We start from the raw sequence: 18404 nt of genomic DNA, 5'->3' as shown, positions 1-18404 counted from the left end.
TCGACGATCCGAGAAGAACGACCAGGAGACCGACACGATGACCGGGCTGATGCAGGGCAAGCGAGGCCTGATCATGGGCGTCGCCAACGACCATTCGATCGCCTGGGGCATCGCGCGCACGCTCGCGGCGCACGGGGCCGAACTCGCCTTCACCTACCAGGGCGAGGCGCTCGGCCGGCGCGTGGGGCCCCTCGCGCAGTCGGTCGGCTCGGATCTCGCCATTCCCTGCGACGTCGAGAACGTCGCGACCGTCGACGCCGCCTTCGCGCGCCTCGACGAGGCCTGGGACGGCCGGCTCGACTTCGTCGTCCACGCGATCGGCTTCTCGGCGAAGGCCGAGCTCAAGGGGCGCTACATCGACGCCACGACGCGGGAGAACTTCTCGCGCACGATGGTGATCTCGGCCTTCTCCTTCACCGAGGTGGCCCAGCGCGCCGCGAAGCGCATGGGCCCGGGCGGCGCGCTCCTCACGCTGACCTACGGCGGCTCGAGCCGGGTGATGCCGAATTACAACGTCATGGGGTTGGCCAAGGCGGCGCTCGAGGCCTCGGTGCGCTATCTCGCCAACGACCTCGGGCCGGACGGCATCCGCGTCAACGCGCTGTCGCCCGGGCCGGTGCGCACGCTGGCGGGCGCCGGGATCGCCGACGCGCGGCTGATGTACGCCCACCAGGCGGCGAACGCGCCCCTGCGGCGCACGGTGAGCCTCGACGAGATCGGCGGCTCGGCGCTCTACCTGCTGTCGGATCTGTCCGGCGGGGTGACGGGCGAGATCCACCACGTCGATTCGGGTTACAACATCGTCTCGATGCCGCGCCCGGACGTGCTCAAGGCGCAGGACGACGCCGGCGTCACCGACGCCTGACACCACCCGTCGGCATCACCGCGGCGCGCGCTTGGCCAGGATGCGCTGGAGCGTGCGGCGGTGCATGTTCAGGCGTCGCGCCGTCTCGGAGACGTTGCGGCCGCACAGCTCGTAGACGCGCTGGATGTGCTCCCAGCGCACCCGGTCCGCGGACATCGGATTCTCCGGCGGCTCCGCACGGGCGCCGGGCTCGGCGCGCAGCGCCGCGTCGATCTCGTCCGCGTCGGCGGGCTTGGCGAGGTAGTCGAAGGCGCCCAGCTTCACGGCCGTGACGGCGGTGGCGATGTTGCCGTAGCCCGTCAGGACAACGCCCCTGGCGTCCGGCCGCTTCTCCTTGAGGCGGGTGATCACCTCCAGGCCGTTGCCGTCGCCCAGCCGCATGTCGATCACCGCGAAGGCCGGAGGGGCGCCGTCGACGGCGGCGATGCCGTCCGCGACGCTCTCGGCCACGCGCACGACGTAGCCGCGGCTCTCCATGGCGCGCGCGAGGCGCGTCGAGAAGGGGCGGTCGTCGTCGACGATGAGGAGGGACATGTCCTCCTCACGCGTCCGGGTCGGGGCCTCCAGGCTCTGCGCTTCGACCATCGTCCTCGTACTCCTGATTCGGCGGGCCGGACCGCGCCGTGGCAGCGCCCACCCTCGGCGCCTCCCGCGCGCCGCGTCCTCGCCCTTTACTCGACATGTAGGACGCCGCGCGGGGTTATCCAGCGCCGCACGGTCGGTCACGCTTTCGTGATGAGCGAATGCTTGACGACCCGGCTCAGCCGCCGGACTCGAACGCGGCGCGCGACCACGCCACCCGCGCGATCGCGCCGACCTCCGGGGCGCGGCCGTTGGTCAGGGTGAGCTGCGCGCCGGTGCGCTCGATCAGGGTCTTTGCGATGAAGACGCCGAGCCCATGGCCGGCGGCCTCCTCCTCCGGCCCGCGCTTGTCGTGGCCGCGGGTCGTGACGTAGGGCTCGCCGAGCCGCAGCAGCACCTCGGCGGGAAAGCCGGGGCCGTCGTCGCGAATCTCGATCCAGACCTGGCGATCGTCCCAGCCGGCCTCGACCACGACCTCGTCCTCGGCGAAGTCGACGGCGTTGTCGAGCAGGTTGGTGAGCCCGTAGACGAGCCCGGCGTTGCGCCGACCGCGCGGCGGCGGGCCCTCGCCGGCGCGGGCGACGCGGATCGCGACGCCGATGCCGCGCATCGGGTCGACGAGGTCCTCGACGAGGTGCATCAGCGTCATGCGCTCGAGGAACTCGCCGTCGGCCTCCTCGCCGCGGGAGGTGAGCTGGCCGAGGATGCCGCGGCAGCGCTCGACCTGCTCGCGCAGCAGCGTCACGTCCTCGGCGAGCTCGTCGTTGCCGGCCAGCCGCTTCGACAGCTCCTTGGCCACGAGGGCGATCGTCGCGAGAGGCGTGCCGAGCTCGTGGGCGGCGGCGGCGGCGAGGCCGTCGATCTGCGAGAGATGCTGCTCGCGGGCGAGCACGAGCTCGGTGGCCGCCAACGCCTGCGAGAGCTGGCGCGCCTCCTCCGCCACGCGCCAGGCGTAGACGCCGGTGAAGCCCGTGCCGAGCAGGATCGCCGCCCAGACGCCGACCACGTAGACGAAGGGCAGCTCCAGCACCTCGCCCTCGCGCCAGGGCAGCGGCAGGTGCGCGAAGCCGAGCGCGGTGGCGCAGGCGACGACGAGCGCGCCCAGCAGCAGCGTGCGCCTGGGCGTGAGCGCCGTCGCCGAGATCAGCACCGGGGCGAGGAAAAGGATCGCGAACGGGTTCTGCAACCCGCCCGTCAGGAACAGGAGGGCGGCGAGTTGGGCGACGTCGAAGGCGAGCAGGAATGTCGCCGCGTCGTCCGAGAGCCGGTGGCTCGCCGGGTAGCGCACCCGCAGAGCGAGATTGAGCCAGGCCGAGGCCGCGATCAGCACGAAGCAGGCGCCGAAGGGCAGGGAATAGCCGAGCCCGAAATGCACGCCCGCCACCGCCGCGCTCTGGCCGATCACGGCGAGCCAGCGCAGGCGCACGAGCGTGTCCAGGCGCAGGCGCCGCGCGCTTCCGGTCAGGCGATGGGGCTCGATGACGTTCACGTGGCCATAGGTAGCGTGAGGTGGGACGCTCGAACAGGCGGCTTCCGACGGAAGGTGATCCGTATCGCCACAGAGACGATGTGATGAGAGGTCCTATGTAGGAATGCGGTCGACCGATCGCCGCATTCCCGCCAGGATGGGGAACGGCCGGGGGCTCGGACGGGTTCGCGTCGCGCCCGGCCGCCGAGGTCGGCGCGACCCGAGACGTCGGGCGCCGTTCGCGAAAGGTTGGCTGACGATGGATCCCGCTTACTTCTGGTACGAAGCCGGTCACATGATGCTGGGCCCGGCCCGCGCGGCGACCGACGCGACGCGCATCGCCTTCAAGAATCCCGTCAACCCGCTCACGCACACGCCCTATGGCAAGGCGATGGCGGCGGGCTGCGAGCTGTTCGAGCGCGTCACCCGGCGCTACGGCAAGCCCGCCTTCCTGCTCGACGAGACCCGGGTCGACGGCGTGCCGACGCCGGTCTACGAGCGCGTGGCCTGGGAGCGGCCCTTCTGCCGCCTGCTGCATTTCGATCGCGCCATCGCCGATCCCGATCGTCCGTCGGACCCGAAGGTGCTGATGGTCGCGCCGATGTCGGGCCACTACGCAACGCTCCTGCGCGGCACGGTCGAGGCCTTCCTGCCCAATCACGAGGTCTACATCACCGACTGGGCGGACGCCCGCGAGGTGCCGCTCGTCGAGGGCGCCTTCGACCTCGATACCTACATCGACTACGTCGTCCAGATGTGCCGCCTGCTCGGCCCGGACGTGCACGTCATGGCCGTGTGCCAGCCGGCGGTCCCGGTGCTCGCCGCGATCGCGCTGATGGAAGCCGCCGACGATCCCTGCATCCCGCGCTCGATGACGCTGATGGGCGGGCCGATCGACACGCGCCGCTCGCCCACCGCCGTCAACCTGGTGGCCCAGGAGCGCGGCACGGACTGGTTCAGGCGCAACTGCATCGTCAAGGTGCCGCCGCCGAACCTCGGCCTGTGGCGCGACGTGTACCCGGGCTTCTATCAGCTCTCCGGCTTCATGGCGATGAACCTCGACCGGCACATCTCCGCGCATTGGGAGATGTTCAACCACCTCGTCGAGGAGGACGGCGATTCCGCCGAGAAGCACCGCGAATTCTACGACGAGTACCTCGCCGTGATGGACCTCACGGCGGAGTTCTATCTCCAGACCGTCGAGACCGTGTTCGTGGCGCACGCGCTGCCGAAGGGCGAGATGACCCACCGCGGGCGCCCGGTCGACCCCTCCGCCATCCGGCGCTGCGCCATCATGGCCGTCGAGGGCGAGCGCGACGACATCTCCGGCGTCGGCCAGACGCTGGCGGCGCTCGAGCTGACGCCGAACCTCCCGGACGACCGCAAGCTCTACCACCTCCAGGAGCGCGTCGGGCACTACGGCGTCTTCAACGGCTCACGCTTCCGCGCCGAGGTGGCGCCGCGCATCGGCGCCTTCATGCGCGCGCAGGGGGCGAAGGCGCGCGAGGAGGCGCACGGCCAGCGCCGCCGCGGTCCCCGCGCGGTCGCGGGCTGACCGCGCCCGCATGAACGAGGACACGGACGTGCCGCCGCCCGGCGCGCTGGTCGCCCCGGCGGCCGCGCGCAACCGCGCCCCCATCCTGTCGGTTCTGCGCCGTGTCCTTCCGGAAACCGGCGTCGTGCTGGAGGTCGCGAGCGGGACGGGCGAGCACGCCGTGCACATGGCCCGCGCGCTGCCGGGCCTCGCGTGGGTGCCGAGCGATCCGGACCCGCAGGCGCGGGCGAGCGTCGCCGCTTGGCGCGCCCATGCGGGCCTCGCCAACCTCGCACCGCCGATCGCGCTCGACGCGGCAGCCCCGGACTGGCCGGTGGTGCAGGCGGACGCCATCGTGTCGATCAACATGATCCACATCGCGCCGTGGGAGGCGGGGCTCGGGCTGATGGCCGGCGCCGGACGGCTGCTGCCGCCCGGCGGGCCGCTGGTTCTCTACGGCCCCTTCAACGTGGAGGGCCGCTTCACGGCCCCGTCCAACGCGCAGTTCGACGCCTCGCTGAAGGCGCGCGACTCGCGCTGGGGCATCCGCGACGTCGCCGACGTCGCCGCGGCCGCCGCGGCGCGGGGGCTGTCGTTCGGCGAGCGGATCGACATGCCGGCGAACAACATGATCCTCGTCTTCCGCCGCACCCCGTGAGGCCCGTCAATTCGGGTTCGCCGTCGGCAGCGGGTTGCCCTCGCTCGCCGGGGAGTTGACGGCGGGTGTCTCGGTCGGCGTCGCCGAATCCGGCGACGTCTCCCACGCCCAGAAGATGTAGACGAGGAAGGCCAGCGTCGCGAGCGCCATGGAGATGACGAGGATCGCGAGGACGGGCCGGCCACGCCAGCCCTGGCGCGCGCGCACGTCGTCGACTTTGCGGTCCATCGGGTACCCTTTCGTATCGGTAACGTCGACGGCGCGCCGCGTGACGCGGGGCCGTCGGGACACGAAGGGAGAACGCGGCGCGAGGCGCGGCCGTTCCGCGCCGCCGAGCACGGCGGCGGGACCATGAGGATCGGTGTGGCTCAGCCGCGCGCCTCGTCGCCGGAGGCGAGGATCGCCTCGACGAGTTCCTGCACCGCGAGCGCCTCGGAGAGCGCGGCGAGGCCGTGCGGCGCGCCGCGGGCCATGGCGGCGACCTTCTCCAGTTGGCGCGCGAGGGTGATCGGGCGCGCCTCCTCCTGGGGCAGCGCGCCCTCGGCCTCCCGCCAGGCGCCGTCGACGAGGCGCTCGGCGATCGACCAGTCGCGCAGCCGGATCGTGCCGTTCTCGCCGTGGAGCGTGAAGGCGTTGGTGTCGGCCTTCTCGGTCTCGCCGACGCGCCCGACGACGCGCACCGGCAGGGTGCCGCAGGTCAGCTCCGCCGCGACGGCTCGCTCGCTGGCGCCGTCGACGGGGTAGCGCACGCTCGCGGGCCCGAGGGTGGCGGGGCCGAGCAGGCGCCCGGCCAGGAACAGGAAGTGGGAGAGCACCTCGCGGGTGAAGCCGCCCTGCAGGCGCCGGTCGAGCCAGGCGGCGGCGTCCTCCTGCCAGGGGCGCGGCCAGGCCGCGAAGCCGACCTCGATGTCCGCCTCGCGCAGCGCACCGAGCGTGCCGTCCGCCATCCAGGCCTCGATCCGGTCGACGGCGGGGGAGGAGGCGAACGGGAAGTTCACCGCCGCCCGCATGCCGGCCGCGTCCGCGTCGCGCACGAACGCGCGGGCCTGCGCCACGTCCACCGCGAGCGGCTTCTCGCAGAACAGTGCCTTGCCGGCGGCGAGGGCGGCGCGGGCGTGGTCGAGATGCGAGGCGGGCGGGGCCGCCACGTAGACGCAGTCGCACGTCTCGATCAGCGGGGCGACGCCGTCGAACCGGGCGATCTCGGGGAAGCCCTCGGCGAGGCGCGCCATCGCCGCCGGCGAGGGGTCCCACACGCCGCACACGCGCACCGACGCCGCGCCCGGCCCGAGCGCCGCCCGCAGCAGCCGCTCGCCCATGATGCCGTAGCCGATGATGCCGATCCCGATGCCGTCGCCGCGATCCATTGACCGTCCCGATGATGATGAAGCTCGCGCCTGATTGCCATGGCGCCCCCGTTTCGCCAAGTGGCGAAAACGCGACAGCCCGGGACGCACGGCCCGGACAGGATGCGGCGCTCGGCCCCTGGACACGGGCGGCACCGGGAACGACACTCCGGCCCTCGCGACGGGCGAGACGAGGGGCGAGACGAGGCGAAGGACGCACATGCGCGAGACAGCACCCCCGGCGACGCCGCAGACGGGCGCGCGCGATCCCGCGGACGCCGCGACGGCGCGTCGCGCTCCGCGGCCGCGCCCGCGCGGGCGGCCGCTCGACGAGGCCGCGCTCGACGAGGTGCGCGCGCTGCTCGGGGCCATGCCGCGCCGGCGCGACCTGCTCATCGAGGCGCTCCATCGGCTCCAGGACGGCGTCGGGCACCTCGCGGCGCGCCACCTGAAGGCGCTCGCCGAAGAGTTCCGCATCCCCGAGGCGGAGGTCCACGAGGTCGCGAGTTTCTACCACCACTTCGACATCGTGAAGGAGGGCGAAACCCCGCCGCCGCCGCTCACCATCCGCGTCTGCGACGGCGTCGCCTGCATGATGGCGGGCGCCGAGCGGCTGCGATCGGCGCTCGCCGAGGGCGTGGACCCCGGCGCGATCCGCGTGCTCGCCGCGCCCTGCATCGGGCGCTGCGCCGGTGCGCCGGCGGTCCACGTCGGCACGCGCGCGATCGAGCGGGCGACGCTCGATGCCGTGCTCGAAGCGGCGCGCGCGGGGGACACGGTGGAGCCCGTCCCCGCGGGCGCGATCGGGCTCGCGGCCTACCGGGCCGAGGGCGGCTATCGCCTGCTCGAGGAATGCCTGTCGGGCGCGCGCGACCCGGAGAGCCTGGTTTCGCTCCTCTCCGACGCTGGCCTGCGCGGGCTCGGCGGCGCGGGCTTCCCGGCGGGGCGCAAGTGGGCGATCGTGCGCGGCTTCCCCGGCCCGCGCCTGATGACGGTGAACGCCGACGAGGGCGAGCCCGGCACCTTCAAGGACCGCTTCCACCTGGAGCGCGACCCGCACCGCTTCCTCGAAGGCGCCCTCGTCGCGGCCTTCGCGGTGGAGGCGACGCGGCTCTACGTCTACCTGCGCGACGAGTACGCCGGCGTGCGTGCGCTGCTCGAGCGTGAGATCGCCGCGGTGAAGGCGGCGGGGCTCGACCGGCACGCGCCGATCGAGATCCGGCGCGGGGCGGGCGCCTACATCTGCGGCGAGGAGAGCGCGATGCTCGAATCGATCGAGGGCAAGCGCGGGCTCCCGCGCCACCGCCCGCCTTACATCGCCGAGCGCGGCTTGTTCGGCCGCCCGACGCTCAACCACAATGTCGAGACCCTGTTCTGGATCCGCGACGTGGTCGAGAAGGGCCCGGCCTGGTTCGCGGGGCTGGGCCGGCGCGGTCACGAGGGCCTGCGCTCGTTCTCGGTGTCCGGGCGCGTACGCGACCCCGGCGTCAAGCTCGCGCCGGCCGGCATCACCTGCCGGGAGCTGATCGAGGAGTTCTGCGGCGGCATGGCGGAGGGGCACGCGCTCGCGGGCTATCTCCCCGGCGGGGCATCGGGGGGTATCCTGCCGGCGCGGATGGCGGACCTGCCGCTCGACTTCGGCATGCTCGAGCCGCACAAGGCCTTCGTCGGCTCGCATGCCGTCGTCGTCCTGTCGGACGAGGACGACGTGCGCGCCATCGCGCTCGACCTGGTGCGCTTCTTCCGCCACGAATCGTGCGGGCAATGCACGCCCTGCCGCACCGGCACGCAGAAGCTGGAGGCGCTCCTCGCCGCCGGGCGCTGGGACCTGCATCTGCTGGGCGATCTCGAGCAGGTGATGCGCGACGCCTCGATCTGCGGGCTCGGCCAGGCGGCGGCGAACCCGGTGGCGAGCGTGCTGAACTACTTCGCGGAGGAAACGTGCTGAGCCGGCGCAGCCTCGCGGTCTTCCCGCGGCGCATCGGGCGCGCCGGCGAGCAGGCGCGCGAGCACGACGTCCCACGCGAGCGTCTCGCGCCGGGCCTGGACGCATGCCGCGTCGGCGTCCGAGGGCAGGCAGGCGCGCACGGTCTCACCGCGCTCCGAGACGATCATCGGCGTCGTGCGGTGCGGGCGAAGCCGTGTCTCGGCGCGGTGGACGCAGGCCCGCTCGGCGCACAGACGCCCGCCGGAGAGACGGTCGAGCACGAGCTCGGGGATCGCCCAGGCCGGCAGGACGCCCGTCGCCACGGGGACGCCCGCGTCGAGCACGACGAGGGGCGTCTGCATCATGCCGGGCTCCCCCGTCGGCCCCGCGACGAGACCGTTCTGGACGCGCCCGCTGGTGCGATAGGGCGCGTGATCGGCGCCGAGCGGCGGGGCGTGGTCGCCGAGGACGACGACGATCGCGTCCGGGTCGTGGGTCGCGAGCCAGGCGAGGTGATCCGCGATCGCGACGAAGCTCCAGTGCGCGGCGTTGACCCAGTCGTGCACGATCGGCACGTGCGGCGAGACGGCGACGACGTCGGGGCGCGTCGCGCGGTCGCGCGCGAAGGGGTAGTGGCCGGCGTTGACGAAGGTGTAGTCGAGGAAGGGGCGGCCCTGCGCGAGCCGTGCGGCGATGCGGCCGCGGGCATGGGCGAGGGTCGCCTCCGCGGACAGCCAGAGGCCGTCGACGTCGGTCCCGCCCGTGAAGTCGCGGTCGAACTCGGCGCGCGCGAAGCCGGCGTGGCCATAGGCCGTCTGCGCGCTGAAGAAGGCCGGGTGGCTGGGCACGCGGCCCTCGGTGTGGAAGCCCCGCTCGGCCAGGAGCCGCGGCAGGCAGGGCAGCGGCCCCGCGATCGCGTTGAAGACGAGGCCGGACCCGTGCGTCACGGCCGGGAGGCCGCACAGCACCTCGAACTCGGTGTTGGAGGATCGATTGCCGAACACGGGCACGAGCGCGCGATCGCGCCCGCCGCGCGCGCGCCAGGCGTCGAGGACCGGCGGCGCGGGGTCCGGGTCGCGCGCGTAGCCGGCGAGCCAGGCGGGGTCGAGGAGGCTCTCGGCGACGACGACGTGGACGTTGCGCGCGGCGAGCGGCGGCAGCGCGTGCACGCCGACCGGCCGCGGCAGATCGGCCGTGTCGAGGCCCTCGGCGGCGGCGAGGACGTGGGCGCGCTGCGCCTCCTCGACGAAGCGCGTCGTGGCCTGCAGCCAATGGCCGTAGACCGGGAGGCGGAACTCCGGCAGCGGCAGGAGCCGGGCGACCCCGTCCGCCGCGCGCGGGCTCTCGGCCGCGGCGCCGAGGGCGAGGAGGGCGAGGGCCGGCAGGGCGAAGCCTCCCGCGGCCTCGCGCGGCGTCGGCCGGCGCAGGTTCGTGGCGAAGGCGAGAACGAGGCCGCCGAGCGCGAGCGCGACGGCGGCGACGCCCCAGGCGGGGAGCGTGCGGGCGGCATCGACGACGAGGCGCGCGTCGCCGAGCGCGGCGGTGTCGCCGAGAGCGACGAGCTTCGCGCTCGACGCCGCGAGCGGCGCCGCCGCCAGCGCCGCGCAGACGCACGCCGCGCCCCTGGACGGGCGCTGGAGGGTGACGAGCGCGGCGCACAGGACGAGGGTCACGCAGGCGTCCAAGACGAAGCCGGCGACCACCGCGCGCGCCGGCATCGACCCGATCATCGGGGGCAGGGCGACCGCGGCCGCCGCGGCGAGGGCGAGGAGGAGCGCGAGCACCGCGCTCTCTCGCGCCGCGCTTTCTCGCGCCGCACGTGCGGGCGCTCGGCCGGCGTCTCGCGTCTCGCTCGGGGTCGCAGGGGACATCGGGTGCTCCGGATCGGACCCCGCCTCGCTACCACGGGTGCCTTAACCCCCCGTTCCCGGCCGCCGGCACCTCTCAGGGAGACCGCCCGATGACCATCCGCTTCACGCTCGACGGCCGCGCGGTGGCGGCGCGGGAGGGCGAGACGATCTGGGAGGTCGCCCACCGCGAGGGCACCACGATCCCGCACCTGTGCCACCGCCCCGAGCCCGGCTACCGCCCCGACGGGAACTGCCGCGCCTGCATGGTCGAGATCGAGGGCGAGCGCGTGCTCGCCGCCTCCTGCATCCGCCCGTCGGCGGAGGGGATGGTGGTGCGCACCGCCTCCGAGCGGGCGCGCACTGCCCGCAAGCTCGTCATGGAGCTCCTGGTCGCCGATCAGCCGCCCCGGGAGCTGGCCCACGACGCCGCCTCCCCGCTCTGGCGCTTCGCCGACGCGCAGGGCGTGACGTATGCGCGCTTCCCCGGGCGGGACCGTCCGGCGGCGCCGGATCTCTCCCACCCGGCGATGGCGGTGAACCTCGACGCGTGCATCTCCTGCACGCTGTGCGCCCGCGCCTGCCGCGAGGTGCAGGTCAACGACGTGATCGGCATGGCCTATCGCGGCGACCACCACCGCCCGGTCTTCGATCTCGACGACCCGATGGGCGTCTCGACCTGCGTCGCCTGCGGCGAATGCGTTCAGGCCTGCCCGACGGGCGCGCTGATGCCGGCCTCCATCGTCGATCGCGAGACGCAGGTCGGCACCCGCGGGGCGGACGAGACGGTGGATTCGGTCTGCCCCTATTGCGGGGTGGGCTGCCAGATCTCCTACAAGCTGCGCGACGGCAAGATCGCCTACGTCGAGGGTCGCGACGGGCCGGCCAACGAGAGCCGGCTGTGCGTCAAGGGCCGCTTCGGCTTCGACTACGTGGCGAGCCCACAGCGGCTGACCGTGCCGCTGATCCGCCGCGCGGGCGCGCCCAAGGGCCTGAACGTCGACCCGGCGAACCCGCTCACGCACTTCCGCGAGGCGACCTGGGAGGAGGCGCTCGACGCCGCGGCCGGCGGCCTCGCCCGCATCCGCGACGCGCACGGGGGCCGCGCCATCGCCGGCTTCGGCTCCGCCAAGGGCTCGAACGAGGAGGCCTACCTCGTCCAGAAGCTGATCCGCCAGGCCTTCGGCCACAACAACGTCGACCATTGCACGCGGCTCTGCCACGCCTCCTCGGTGGCCGCACTGATGGAGGGCATCGGCTCGGGCGCCGTCACCGCGCCGTTCAACGACGCGCTTCTGGCCGACGTCGTCGTCGTCATCGGCGCGAACCCGACCGAGAACCATCCCGTCGCCGCCACCTACTTCAAGCAGGCGGTGAAGCGCGGCGCGAAGCTCGTGGTGATGGACCCGCGCGGCAACACGCTGATGATGCGTCACGCGACCCATCGCTTGCGCTTCCGCCCGGGCTCCGACGTGGCGCTGCTCAACGCCATGATGCACGTCATCGTGACGGAGAACCTCGTCGACCACGCCTACGTCGCGACCCACACCGAGGGGTACGCGCGCCTCGCGGAGCATCTCGCCGCCTATGCGCCCGAAGCGATGGCCGAGCGCTGCGGGGTCGACGCGGGCACGATCCGGGAGGTCGCGCGGCTCTACGCGCGCGCCGATCGGGCGATGATCTTCTGGGGCATGGGCGTCTCGCAGCACACCCACGGCACCGACAACGCCCGCTGCCTGATCTCGCTCGCCCTGATGACCGGCCAGGTCGGGCGTCCGGGCACGGGGCTCCATCCCCTGCGCGGGCAGAACAACGTCCAGGGCGCCTCCGACGCCGGCCTGATCCCGATGGTGCTGCCGGACTACGCGCGGGTGGGCGATCCCGCGCAGCGCGCGCGCTTCGAGGCGGCCTGGGGCTTTACCGTGTCGCCGCAGCCGGGCCTGACCGTCACCGAGATCATGGACTCGATCCACGCGGGCGACATCCGCGCGCTCTACGTGATGGGCGAGAACCCGGCGATGTCCGACCCGGACGTCGCCCACGCCCGCGACGCGCTGGCCGAGCTCGAGCACTGCGTCGTCCAGGACATCTTCCTCACCGAGACCGCGATGTACGCCGACGTCGTGCTCCCCGCCTCCGCCTGGCCGGAGAAGACGGGCACGGTGACGAACACCAATCGGCAGGTCCAGATGGGACGCCCGGCGCTGCCGCCTCCCGGGCAGGCGCGGGAGGACCTCGCGATCCTCGTCGATCTCGGCCGCCGGCTCGGCCTGCCGTGGGACTACGCGCATCCGCGGGAGGTCTTCGCCGAGATGGCCGCGGTGATGCCGTCCCTCGCCAACATCACCTGGGAGCGGCTGGAGCGCGAGGGCGCCGTCACCTACCCGTGCCCCGCGCCGGACGCGCCGGGCCATGCGGTCGTGTTCGGCGACGCCTTCCCGCGCGCCGGCGGCAGGGCGCTGTTCGTGCCCGCCGGCCTGCGCGATCCCGACGAGACACCCGACGACGCCTTCCCGATGGTGCTCACCACCGGCCGGCAGCTGGAGCACTGGCACACCGGCGCGATGACGCGGCGCGCCGGCATCCTCGACGCGCTGGAGCCCGCGCCGACCGCGAGCCTCAACCCGCGCACGCTCGCCCGCCTCGGCCTCGCCGCCGGCGCGCCGATCCGCGTCGAGACGCGCCGCGGCGCGATCACGCTCGCCGCCCGCGCGGACGCGGCGCTCCAGGAGGACATGGTCTTCGTGCCGTTCGCCTACGTGGAGGCGGCGGCGAACCTGCTCACCAACCCGGCGATCGACCCCGACGGCAAGATCCCCGAGTTCAAGTACTGCGCGGCCCGCGTCGTCGCGGGCTGATCCCCCGCCGCGGGGGGCGCTTGCGCCCACCCCGCGCCGCGGGCACGCTCCGGGCACGAGGAGCACGCGCCATGACATCGTCCACGACCCCCGACCCGATACCCGCCATCGCACCCTTCGCCTTCGCCACCACCCCCTCCATCGTCTTCGGCGCGGGCGCGATCGCCCGGATCGGCGCGCTCGCCGCCGGCCGGCTCGGGCCACGCGTGCTCGTCGTCAGCGACGCCGGGCTCGTCGCGGCCGGCCTCGTCGCGCCGGCCCTCGCGGCGCTGGAGGCGGCGGGGAGCGCAACGGCCCTGTTCACGGACGTCGTCGCCGACCCGCCGGAGCGCGTCGTCGAAGCCGCCGCCGCGGCGGCGCGGGCGCACGGCGCCACGGGCGTCGTGGGGCTCGGCGGCGGCTCGTCCCTCGACGTGGCGAAGCTCGCCGCGCTGCTCGCCGGCTCCGGCGAGCCGCTCGCGGGCGCATACGGCGTCGGCAACGCGAAGGGCCCGCGCCTGCCGCTCCTCCTCGCGCCCACCACCGCCGGCACCGGATCGGAGGTCACGCCGATCTCCATCGTCACCACCGGCGCCCACACCAAGATGGGCGTGGTCTCCCCCGTCCTCCTGCCCGACGTCGCGCTGCTCGATCCGGATCTGACGCGCGGCCTCCCCGCCCCCGTCACCGCGGCGACGGGCGTCGACGCCATGGTCCACGCGATCGAGGCCTTCACCTCCGCCTCCGCCAACGCCAACCCGGTCTCGCAGGCTCTGGCGCGGGAGGCGCTGCGGCTCCTGGGCGGCGCGATCGCGCGGGCCTGCCGGGACGGCGCGGACGGCGCGGCGCGCGGGGCGATGCTGCTCGGCTCGATGCTCGCGGGCCAGGCCTTCGCCAATTCCCCCGTCGCCGCCGTCCACGCGCTGGCCTACCCGCTCGGCGGGCGCTTCGGCATCCCCCACGGCCTCTCGAACGCCCTCGTCCTCACGCGGGTGATGCGCTTCAACCTCCCCGCCGCGCGCGAGGCGTATGCGACGCTCGGCCCCTGCACCTTCCCCGACTGCCCGCCCGACGCGGAGGCCTTCATCGCCCGGCTCGAGGAACTGTGCGCGCAGATCGGCCTCGCTCGGCGCCTGCGCGACGTCGGCGTGTCGGAGGACGCGCTGGAGATGCTCGCGGACGACGCGATGGGCCAGACGCGGCTGCTCGTGAACAACCCGCGGGAGGTGGGGCGGGCGGACGCGCTCGCGATCTACCGGGCGGCGTGGTAGGTGTGCCGCCCAAGCATCCTACACTGCTCGGCACACCCGAATCACCCCGCACCCCTCCCGGCCGATGCCCCTCGCCGACGCCCACCCCGCCGACCCGTCCGGCCCGCGCCCGCGCGTGGGCGCGGTGCGGCGGCTCGATCCGGTGCTCGTCGACCGCATCGCCGCCGGCGAGGTGGTGGAGCGGCCCGCCGCCGCGGTGAAGGAGCTCGTCGAGAACGCCATCGACGCCGGCGCGACGGCGATCGCGGTCGAGATCGAAGCCGGCGGGCGCCGGCTGATCCGCGTCGTCGACGACGGGCGCGGCATGTCCGCCGAGGACCTCGCGCTCTCGGTCGAGCGCCACGCCACCTCGAAACTGCCGGACGGCGACCTCTCGGCCATCGGCACGCTGGGCTTCCGCGGCGAGGCGCTGCCGTCCATCGGGGCGGTGAGCCGGCTCACCATCACCACCCGAACCCGCGACGCCGAGACCGGCCTCGCCCTCGTCGTCGACGCCGGCGCCAAGGGCGAGATCCGCCCCGCGGCGGCGCGACCGGGCACCCGGGTCGAGGTGGCGGACCTGTTCCACGCGACGCCCGCGCGGCTCAAGTTCCTGAAGTCGGACCGCGCCGAGGCGCTCGCCGTCTCGGAGGTGGTCAAGCGCCTCGCGGTGGCGCATCCGCGGATCCGCTTCTCGCTCTCGGGGGACGGCGTCGGCGCGCTCTCCTGCCCGCCGGAGGAGCCGGGCCCGGAGGGGCTCGCGCGTCGGCTCGCGCGGGTGATCGGGCGCGACTTTCCCGAGAACGCCGCCCCCGTCGACGCCGCCCGCGAGGGCTTCTCGCTCGCCGGCCACGTCGGCCTGCCGACCTACCACCGCGGCACCGGCGGGGCGATCCACTTCGTCGTCAACGGCCGCCCGGTGCGCGACAAGCTCCTGCTCGGCGCCGTGCGCGGCGCCTATGCCGACGTCATGGCGTCGGACCGCCACCCGGCGCTCGCGCTGTTCATCGCCTGCGACCCGCGCATGGTCGACGTCAACGTCCACCCGGCCAAGACCGAGGTGCGCTTCCGCGATCCCGGTCTCGTGCGGGCGCTCGTGGTCTCGGCGATCCGCGACGCACTGGCGCGGGCGGGCCACCGCGCCTCGACGACGCTCGGGGGCGAGGCGCTCGCCGCCCTGCGCACGCATACCGGCGCGAGCGCCTATGCCCGCCATGCCCCGGGCCCGGTGCGCCCGCAGCCGATCGCGCGCTCCTGGCAGGCCCCGCACGGGCACGGCGACGGAGGGTTCGCGGAAGACCGCCAGGCGGCCTACGGCGCCGGCACACAGCCCGGCTTCGGCTTCGCCCCCTCGGCGGACACACGCGCGGCCGCGCACCCCGACGCGCCGCCCGCCGGCGGCCCCGACGCGCCGGAACGCGTGGACCACCCGCTCGGCGCCGCCCGCGCGCAGCTGCACGAGACCTACATCCTCGCCCAGACCCGCGACGGCATCGTCCTCGTCGACATGCACGCCGCGCACGAGCGGCTCGTCTACGAGCGGCTCAAGCGCGAGCGCGCCGGCGCGGGCGGCGTGGCTGGGGGCGTGGCTGGCGGCGGCATCGCCCGCCAGATGCTGCTCGTCCCCGAGATCGTCGAGCTCGACGCCGACGACGCGGTGCGCCTCGCCGAGGCGGCGCCGGCGCTGGAGGCGCTGGGCCTCGTGCTCGAGGGCTTCGGTTCGGGCGCCGTGTGCGTGCGCGAGACCCCCGCCGCGCTCGGGCGCCCCGACGTCCGTGCGCTGGTGCGCGACCTCGCGGACGCGCTCGCCGAGGGCGATGACGCGGGCGACGGCGTCGCCGGCACGGACCTCCTCGCGCGCCGCCGCGACGCGCTCCTCTCGCGGATGGCTTGCCACGGCTCGATCCGCGCCGGCCGGCGCCTCAAGCCCGAGGAGATGGACGCGCTGCTGCGCGAGATGGAGGCGACGCCCCTCTCCGGCCAGTGCAATCACGGCCGCCCCACCTTCGTGTCGCTGAGCCTCGCGGACATCGAGAAGTTGTTCGGGCGGCGGTGAGGGCGTTCCGGCCGCTCGCGCGCGTGCTCACTCGAACAAGGCGTGCGCCAGCCGGCGCGCCTCCGCGCGCTCGGCGGCGTCGAGGCGGCGCTCGACCGCCTCGCGGGAGGCGACCGCGGTCTCGCGCAGCGCGGCTTCCGCGGCCGGCAGGCTCGCCGCGGCGACGTTGAGCCAGGCGTGGGCCCGCACGGGGTCTTCGGGCACGCCGCGCCCCTCGGCGTAGAGGAGGCCGAGGCGCAGCTGCGCCGTCGGGTCCCGCGCCTGCGCCGCACGGCGGTACCAGTGGGCCGCGTCGACGTCGCTCGCGGGGACGCCCTCACCGGTGGCGTGGAGCTCGGCGAGCCGGGTCGCGGCCTCGGCCGCGCCGGCCGCTTCGCCCGCGTCGACGGCGTGATGGTAGGCGTCGCGGGCCGCCCGCCAGTCCTCCGCGGCGCCGGTGTGGAGGGCCTCCGCCTCGAGCAGGCGCGCCAGCGGTAGCAGCGCTGCGACGTCCCCCGCCTCCGCGGCCCGGGCATAGAGCGCGCGGGCGCGCGCAGCGTCGCGCACGACGCCGAGCCCGTCCGCGTAGAGGCGCGCGAGGCGGCGTGTGGCGGGCGCGTCGCCTTCGTCGGAGAGCGGTGCGAGCACCGCCGCCGCGCGCGCGTAGTCCCCGGCGTCGTAAGCCGCGAAGGCCGCGACGCGGGCGTCGAGCCGCGCCGCCGCGCGACGCTCCTCGGCGCGTTGCAGGACGAGCACGGCGGCGACGACCGCCACCAGCGCCGCGATGACGATGATGCGCCGCCGACTCGCCTTCAACCCTGCCCCCGCCCGATCCGAGATTGGTCGGTGAACCGGCTAGCAGCGTGCCCGGTTGAATGCAACAGGCAAGCTTAAACTACCTAGAGGCGCATCTTCGGCTCGGCGGCAGGCGGCGCTGCTCACGCCGCGTGCGCGTCCTTCGCGAACGTCACCGGGATCGTCAGGTAGTGCACGCCGTTGGCTTCCTTGGCCGGGAAGCGGCCGGCGCGGATGTTCACCTGGATCGACGGCAGCAGCAGCGTCGGGGCCGCGAGCGTGGCGTCGCGGGCGGTACGCATGGCGACGAATTCCTCCTCGCTCACGCCCTCGTGCACGTGCTTGTTGGCGCGCCGCTGCTCCGCGACGGTGGTCTCCCACGCGTAGGTGTCGCGGCCGGGCGCCTTGTAGTCGTGACACATGAACAGCCGGGTCTCCGGCGGCAGCGCCAGCAGGCGCTGGATCGAGGCGAAGAGCTTGCGCGCGTCGCCGCCGGGGAAGTCCGCCCGCGCGGTGCCGAAATCGGGCATGAACAGCGTGTCGCCGACGAAGACCGCGTCGGCGATCCGGATCGCGATGTCGGCGGGCGTGTGGCCCGGCACGTAGAGCACCTCGGCCTCGAGGTCCCCGATGCGGAACCGCTCGCCGTCGGCGAAGAGATGGTCGAAGTCCGAGCCGTCGGTCTTCAGATCGGTGGCGTTGAACACCGGGCGGAAGATGCGCTGCACCTCCTTGATGTGCTCGCCGATGCCGATTCGCGCGCCGGTCTTGGCCTTGATGTAGGGAGCCCCCGAGAGGTGGTCGGCGTGCGCGTGGGTCTCGAGCGCCCAGACGACGTCGAGCCCCGCCTCGGCCGCGGCGGCGAGGATCGTCTCGACGGAATCGGTCGTGACCGTGCCGGCCTTGTGGTCGTAATCGAGCACCGGATCGATGACGGCGGCCTTCCTGGTGACCGGGTCGGAGACGAGATAGCTCACCGTGTTGGTGGGCTCGTCGAAGAAGGCGCGGATGACGGGCTCGGGCATTGCGGATCTCCCTTGCGTGCTCGGTTCGGACGGCGGGGCGCGGTCGCCGGGACGGACGCCCCTCGCTTCGAGCGGATTTAATATCATGATTTTCTAATTTAGCAATAGCTTGAAAAATGGGCGCCGATGGCGTATCTCCGATGGCGTATCTCCACGACATCGCCCGCAACCGCCGCCGCGGCGCCCGCGGCGCGGTCCGCCGTTGATCCGGGGCGTCGGTGTCGCCATCCTTCCG

The 18404-nt window shown here is 74.1% G+C and carries 14 protein-coding genes; 7 read left to right on the top strand and 7 right to left on the bottom strand.

The window, feature by feature from the left end; all coding sequences use genetic code 11:
* Positions 1 to 37: 37 nt before the first annotated feature.
* On the top strand, positions 38 to 865 hold the full coding sequence (gene fabI / locus AB9M23_RS21050; RefSeq protein ID WP_372426616.1) for an enoyl-ACP reductase FabI: 828 nt from the start codon (positions 38 to 40) through the stop codon (positions 863 to 865).
* A gap of 15 nt (positions 866 to 880) precedes the next feature.
* On the opposite strand, the gene AB9M23_RS21045 is transcribed toward fabI, so the two are convergent.
* Together AB9M23_RS21045 and AB9M23_RS21040 are read right to left on the bottom strand one after the other, a co-directional pair.
* A complete protein-coding gene (locus AB9M23_RS21045; RefSeq protein WP_372426614.1) occupies positions 881 to 1450 on the bottom strand; it encodes an ActR/PrrA/RegA family redox response regulator transcription factor in 570 nt (189 codons plus the stop codon).
* Between the two features lie 175 nt (positions 1451 to 1625).
* Positions 1626 to 2936 (bottom strand): ActS/PrrB/RegB family redox-sensitive histidine kinase, encoded by a 1311-nt coding sequence (locus tag AB9M23_RS21040; RefSeq protein WP_372426613.1) that lies wholly within the window; start codon positions 2934 to 2936, stop codon positions 1626 to 1628.
* A 238-nt stretch (positions 2937 to 3174) separates the two neighbouring features.
* On the opposite strand from AB9M23_RS21040, the gene AB9M23_RS21035 reads away from it, so the two are divergent.
* Together AB9M23_RS21035 and AB9M23_RS21030 are read left to right on the top strand one after the other, a co-directional pair.
* Entirely contained in the window at positions 3175 to 4470 is a 1296-nt protein-coding gene (locus AB9M23_RS21035) for a polyhydroxyalkanoate depolymerase (protein ID WP_372426612.1), read from the top strand.
* A gap of 10 nt (positions 4471 to 4480) precedes the next feature.
* Positions 4481 to 5107: a DUF938 domain-containing protein gene (locus AB9M23_RS21030; RefSeq protein ID WP_372426611.1), complete on the top strand. Its 627-nt coding sequence runs from the start codon at positions 4481 to 4483 to the stop codon at positions 5105 to 5107.
* A gap of 6 nt (positions 5108 to 5113) precedes the next feature.
* On the opposite strand, the gene AB9M23_RS21025 is transcribed toward AB9M23_RS21030, so the two are convergent.
* Both AB9M23_RS21025 and AB9M23_RS21020 read right to left on the bottom strand, forming a co-directional pair.
* Positions 5114 to 5335 carry a hypothetical protein gene (locus tag AB9M23_RS21025; RefSeq protein WP_372426610.1) on the bottom strand — a complete coding sequence of 74 codons (222 nt, stop codon included), beginning with the start codon at positions 5333 to 5335 and terminating at the stop codon, positions 5114 to 5116.
* 140 nt (positions 5336 to 5475) lie between these two features.
* A complete protein-coding gene (locus tag AB9M23_RS21020) occupies positions 5476 to 6474 on the bottom strand; it encodes a Gfo/Idh/MocA family protein (protein WP_372426608.1) in 999 nt (332 codons plus the stop codon).
* A gap of 199 nt (positions 6475 to 6673) precedes the next feature.
* Between AB9M23_RS21020 and AB9M23_RS21015 the strand changes: the two genes are divergently transcribed.
* Positions 6674 to 8401 (top strand): NAD(P)H-dependent oxidoreductase subunit E, encoded by a 1728-nt coding sequence (locus AB9M23_RS21015; RefSeq protein WP_372426607.1) that lies wholly within the window; start codon positions 6674 to 6676, stop codon positions 8399 to 8401.
* Here AB9M23_RS21015 and AB9M23_RS21010 read toward each other — a convergent pair.
* Positions 8377 to 10164: a sulfatase-like hydrolase/transferase gene (locus AB9M23_RS21010; protein WP_372426606.1), complete on the bottom strand. Its 1788-nt coding sequence runs from the start codon at positions 10162 to 10164 to the stop codon at positions 8377 to 8379. The genes AB9M23_RS21015 and AB9M23_RS21010 overlap by 25 nt on opposite strands.
* 176 nt (positions 10165 to 10340) lie before the next feature.
* Here AB9M23_RS21010 and fdhF point away from each other — a divergent pair, with 176 nt between their 5' ends.
* The 3 genes from fdhF to mutL all read left to right on the top strand — a co-directional run bounded on the left by fdhF (position 10341) and on the right by mutL (position 16370).
* Complete coding sequence (fdhF, locus tag AB9M23_RS21005; RefSeq protein ID WP_372426605.1) at positions 10341 to 13085, top strand: formate dehydrogenase subunit alpha; 2745 nt, start codon at positions 10341 to 10343, stop codon at positions 13083 to 13085.
* Positions 13086 to 13192: 107 nt separating this feature from the next.
* Positions 13193 to 14335, top strand: a complete 1143-nt coding sequence (locus tag AB9M23_RS21000) for an iron-containing alcohol dehydrogenase (protein ID WP_372426629.1) — start codon at positions 13193 to 13195, stop codon at positions 14333 to 14335.
* A gap of 64 nt (positions 14336 to 14399) precedes the next feature.
* Positions 14400 to 16370, top strand: coding sequence for a DNA mismatch repair endonuclease MutL (mutL, locus tag AB9M23_RS20995; protein ID WP_372426604.1), 1971 nt, complete (start codon positions 14400 to 14402; stop codon positions 16368 to 16370).
* Positions 16371 to 16397: 27 nt separating this feature from the next.
* Here mutL and AB9M23_RS20990 read toward each other — a convergent pair whose 3' ends face one another.
* Positions 16398 to 17165: a tetratricopeptide repeat protein gene (locus tag AB9M23_RS20990; protein ID WP_372426603.1), complete on the bottom strand. Its 768-nt coding sequence runs from the start codon at positions 17163 to 17165 to the stop codon at positions 16398 to 16400.
* Between the two features lie 122 nt (positions 17166 to 17287).
* Entirely contained in the window at positions 17288 to 18169 is an 882-nt protein-coding gene (locus AB9M23_RS20985; RefSeq protein WP_372426602.1) for an MBL fold metallo-hydrolase, read from the bottom strand.
* Positions 18170 to 18404 lie beyond the last annotated feature (235 nt).

The organism is Salinarimonas chemoclinalis, assembly GCF_041514305.1.
Lineage (GTDB): Bacteria > Pseudomonadota > Alphaproteobacteria > Rhizobiales > Beijerinckiaceae > Salinarimonas > Salinarimonas chemoclinalis.
The sequence above is the reverse complement of the archived record's forward strand: the minus strand, read 5'-3'. Positions and strand labels throughout refer to the sequence as shown.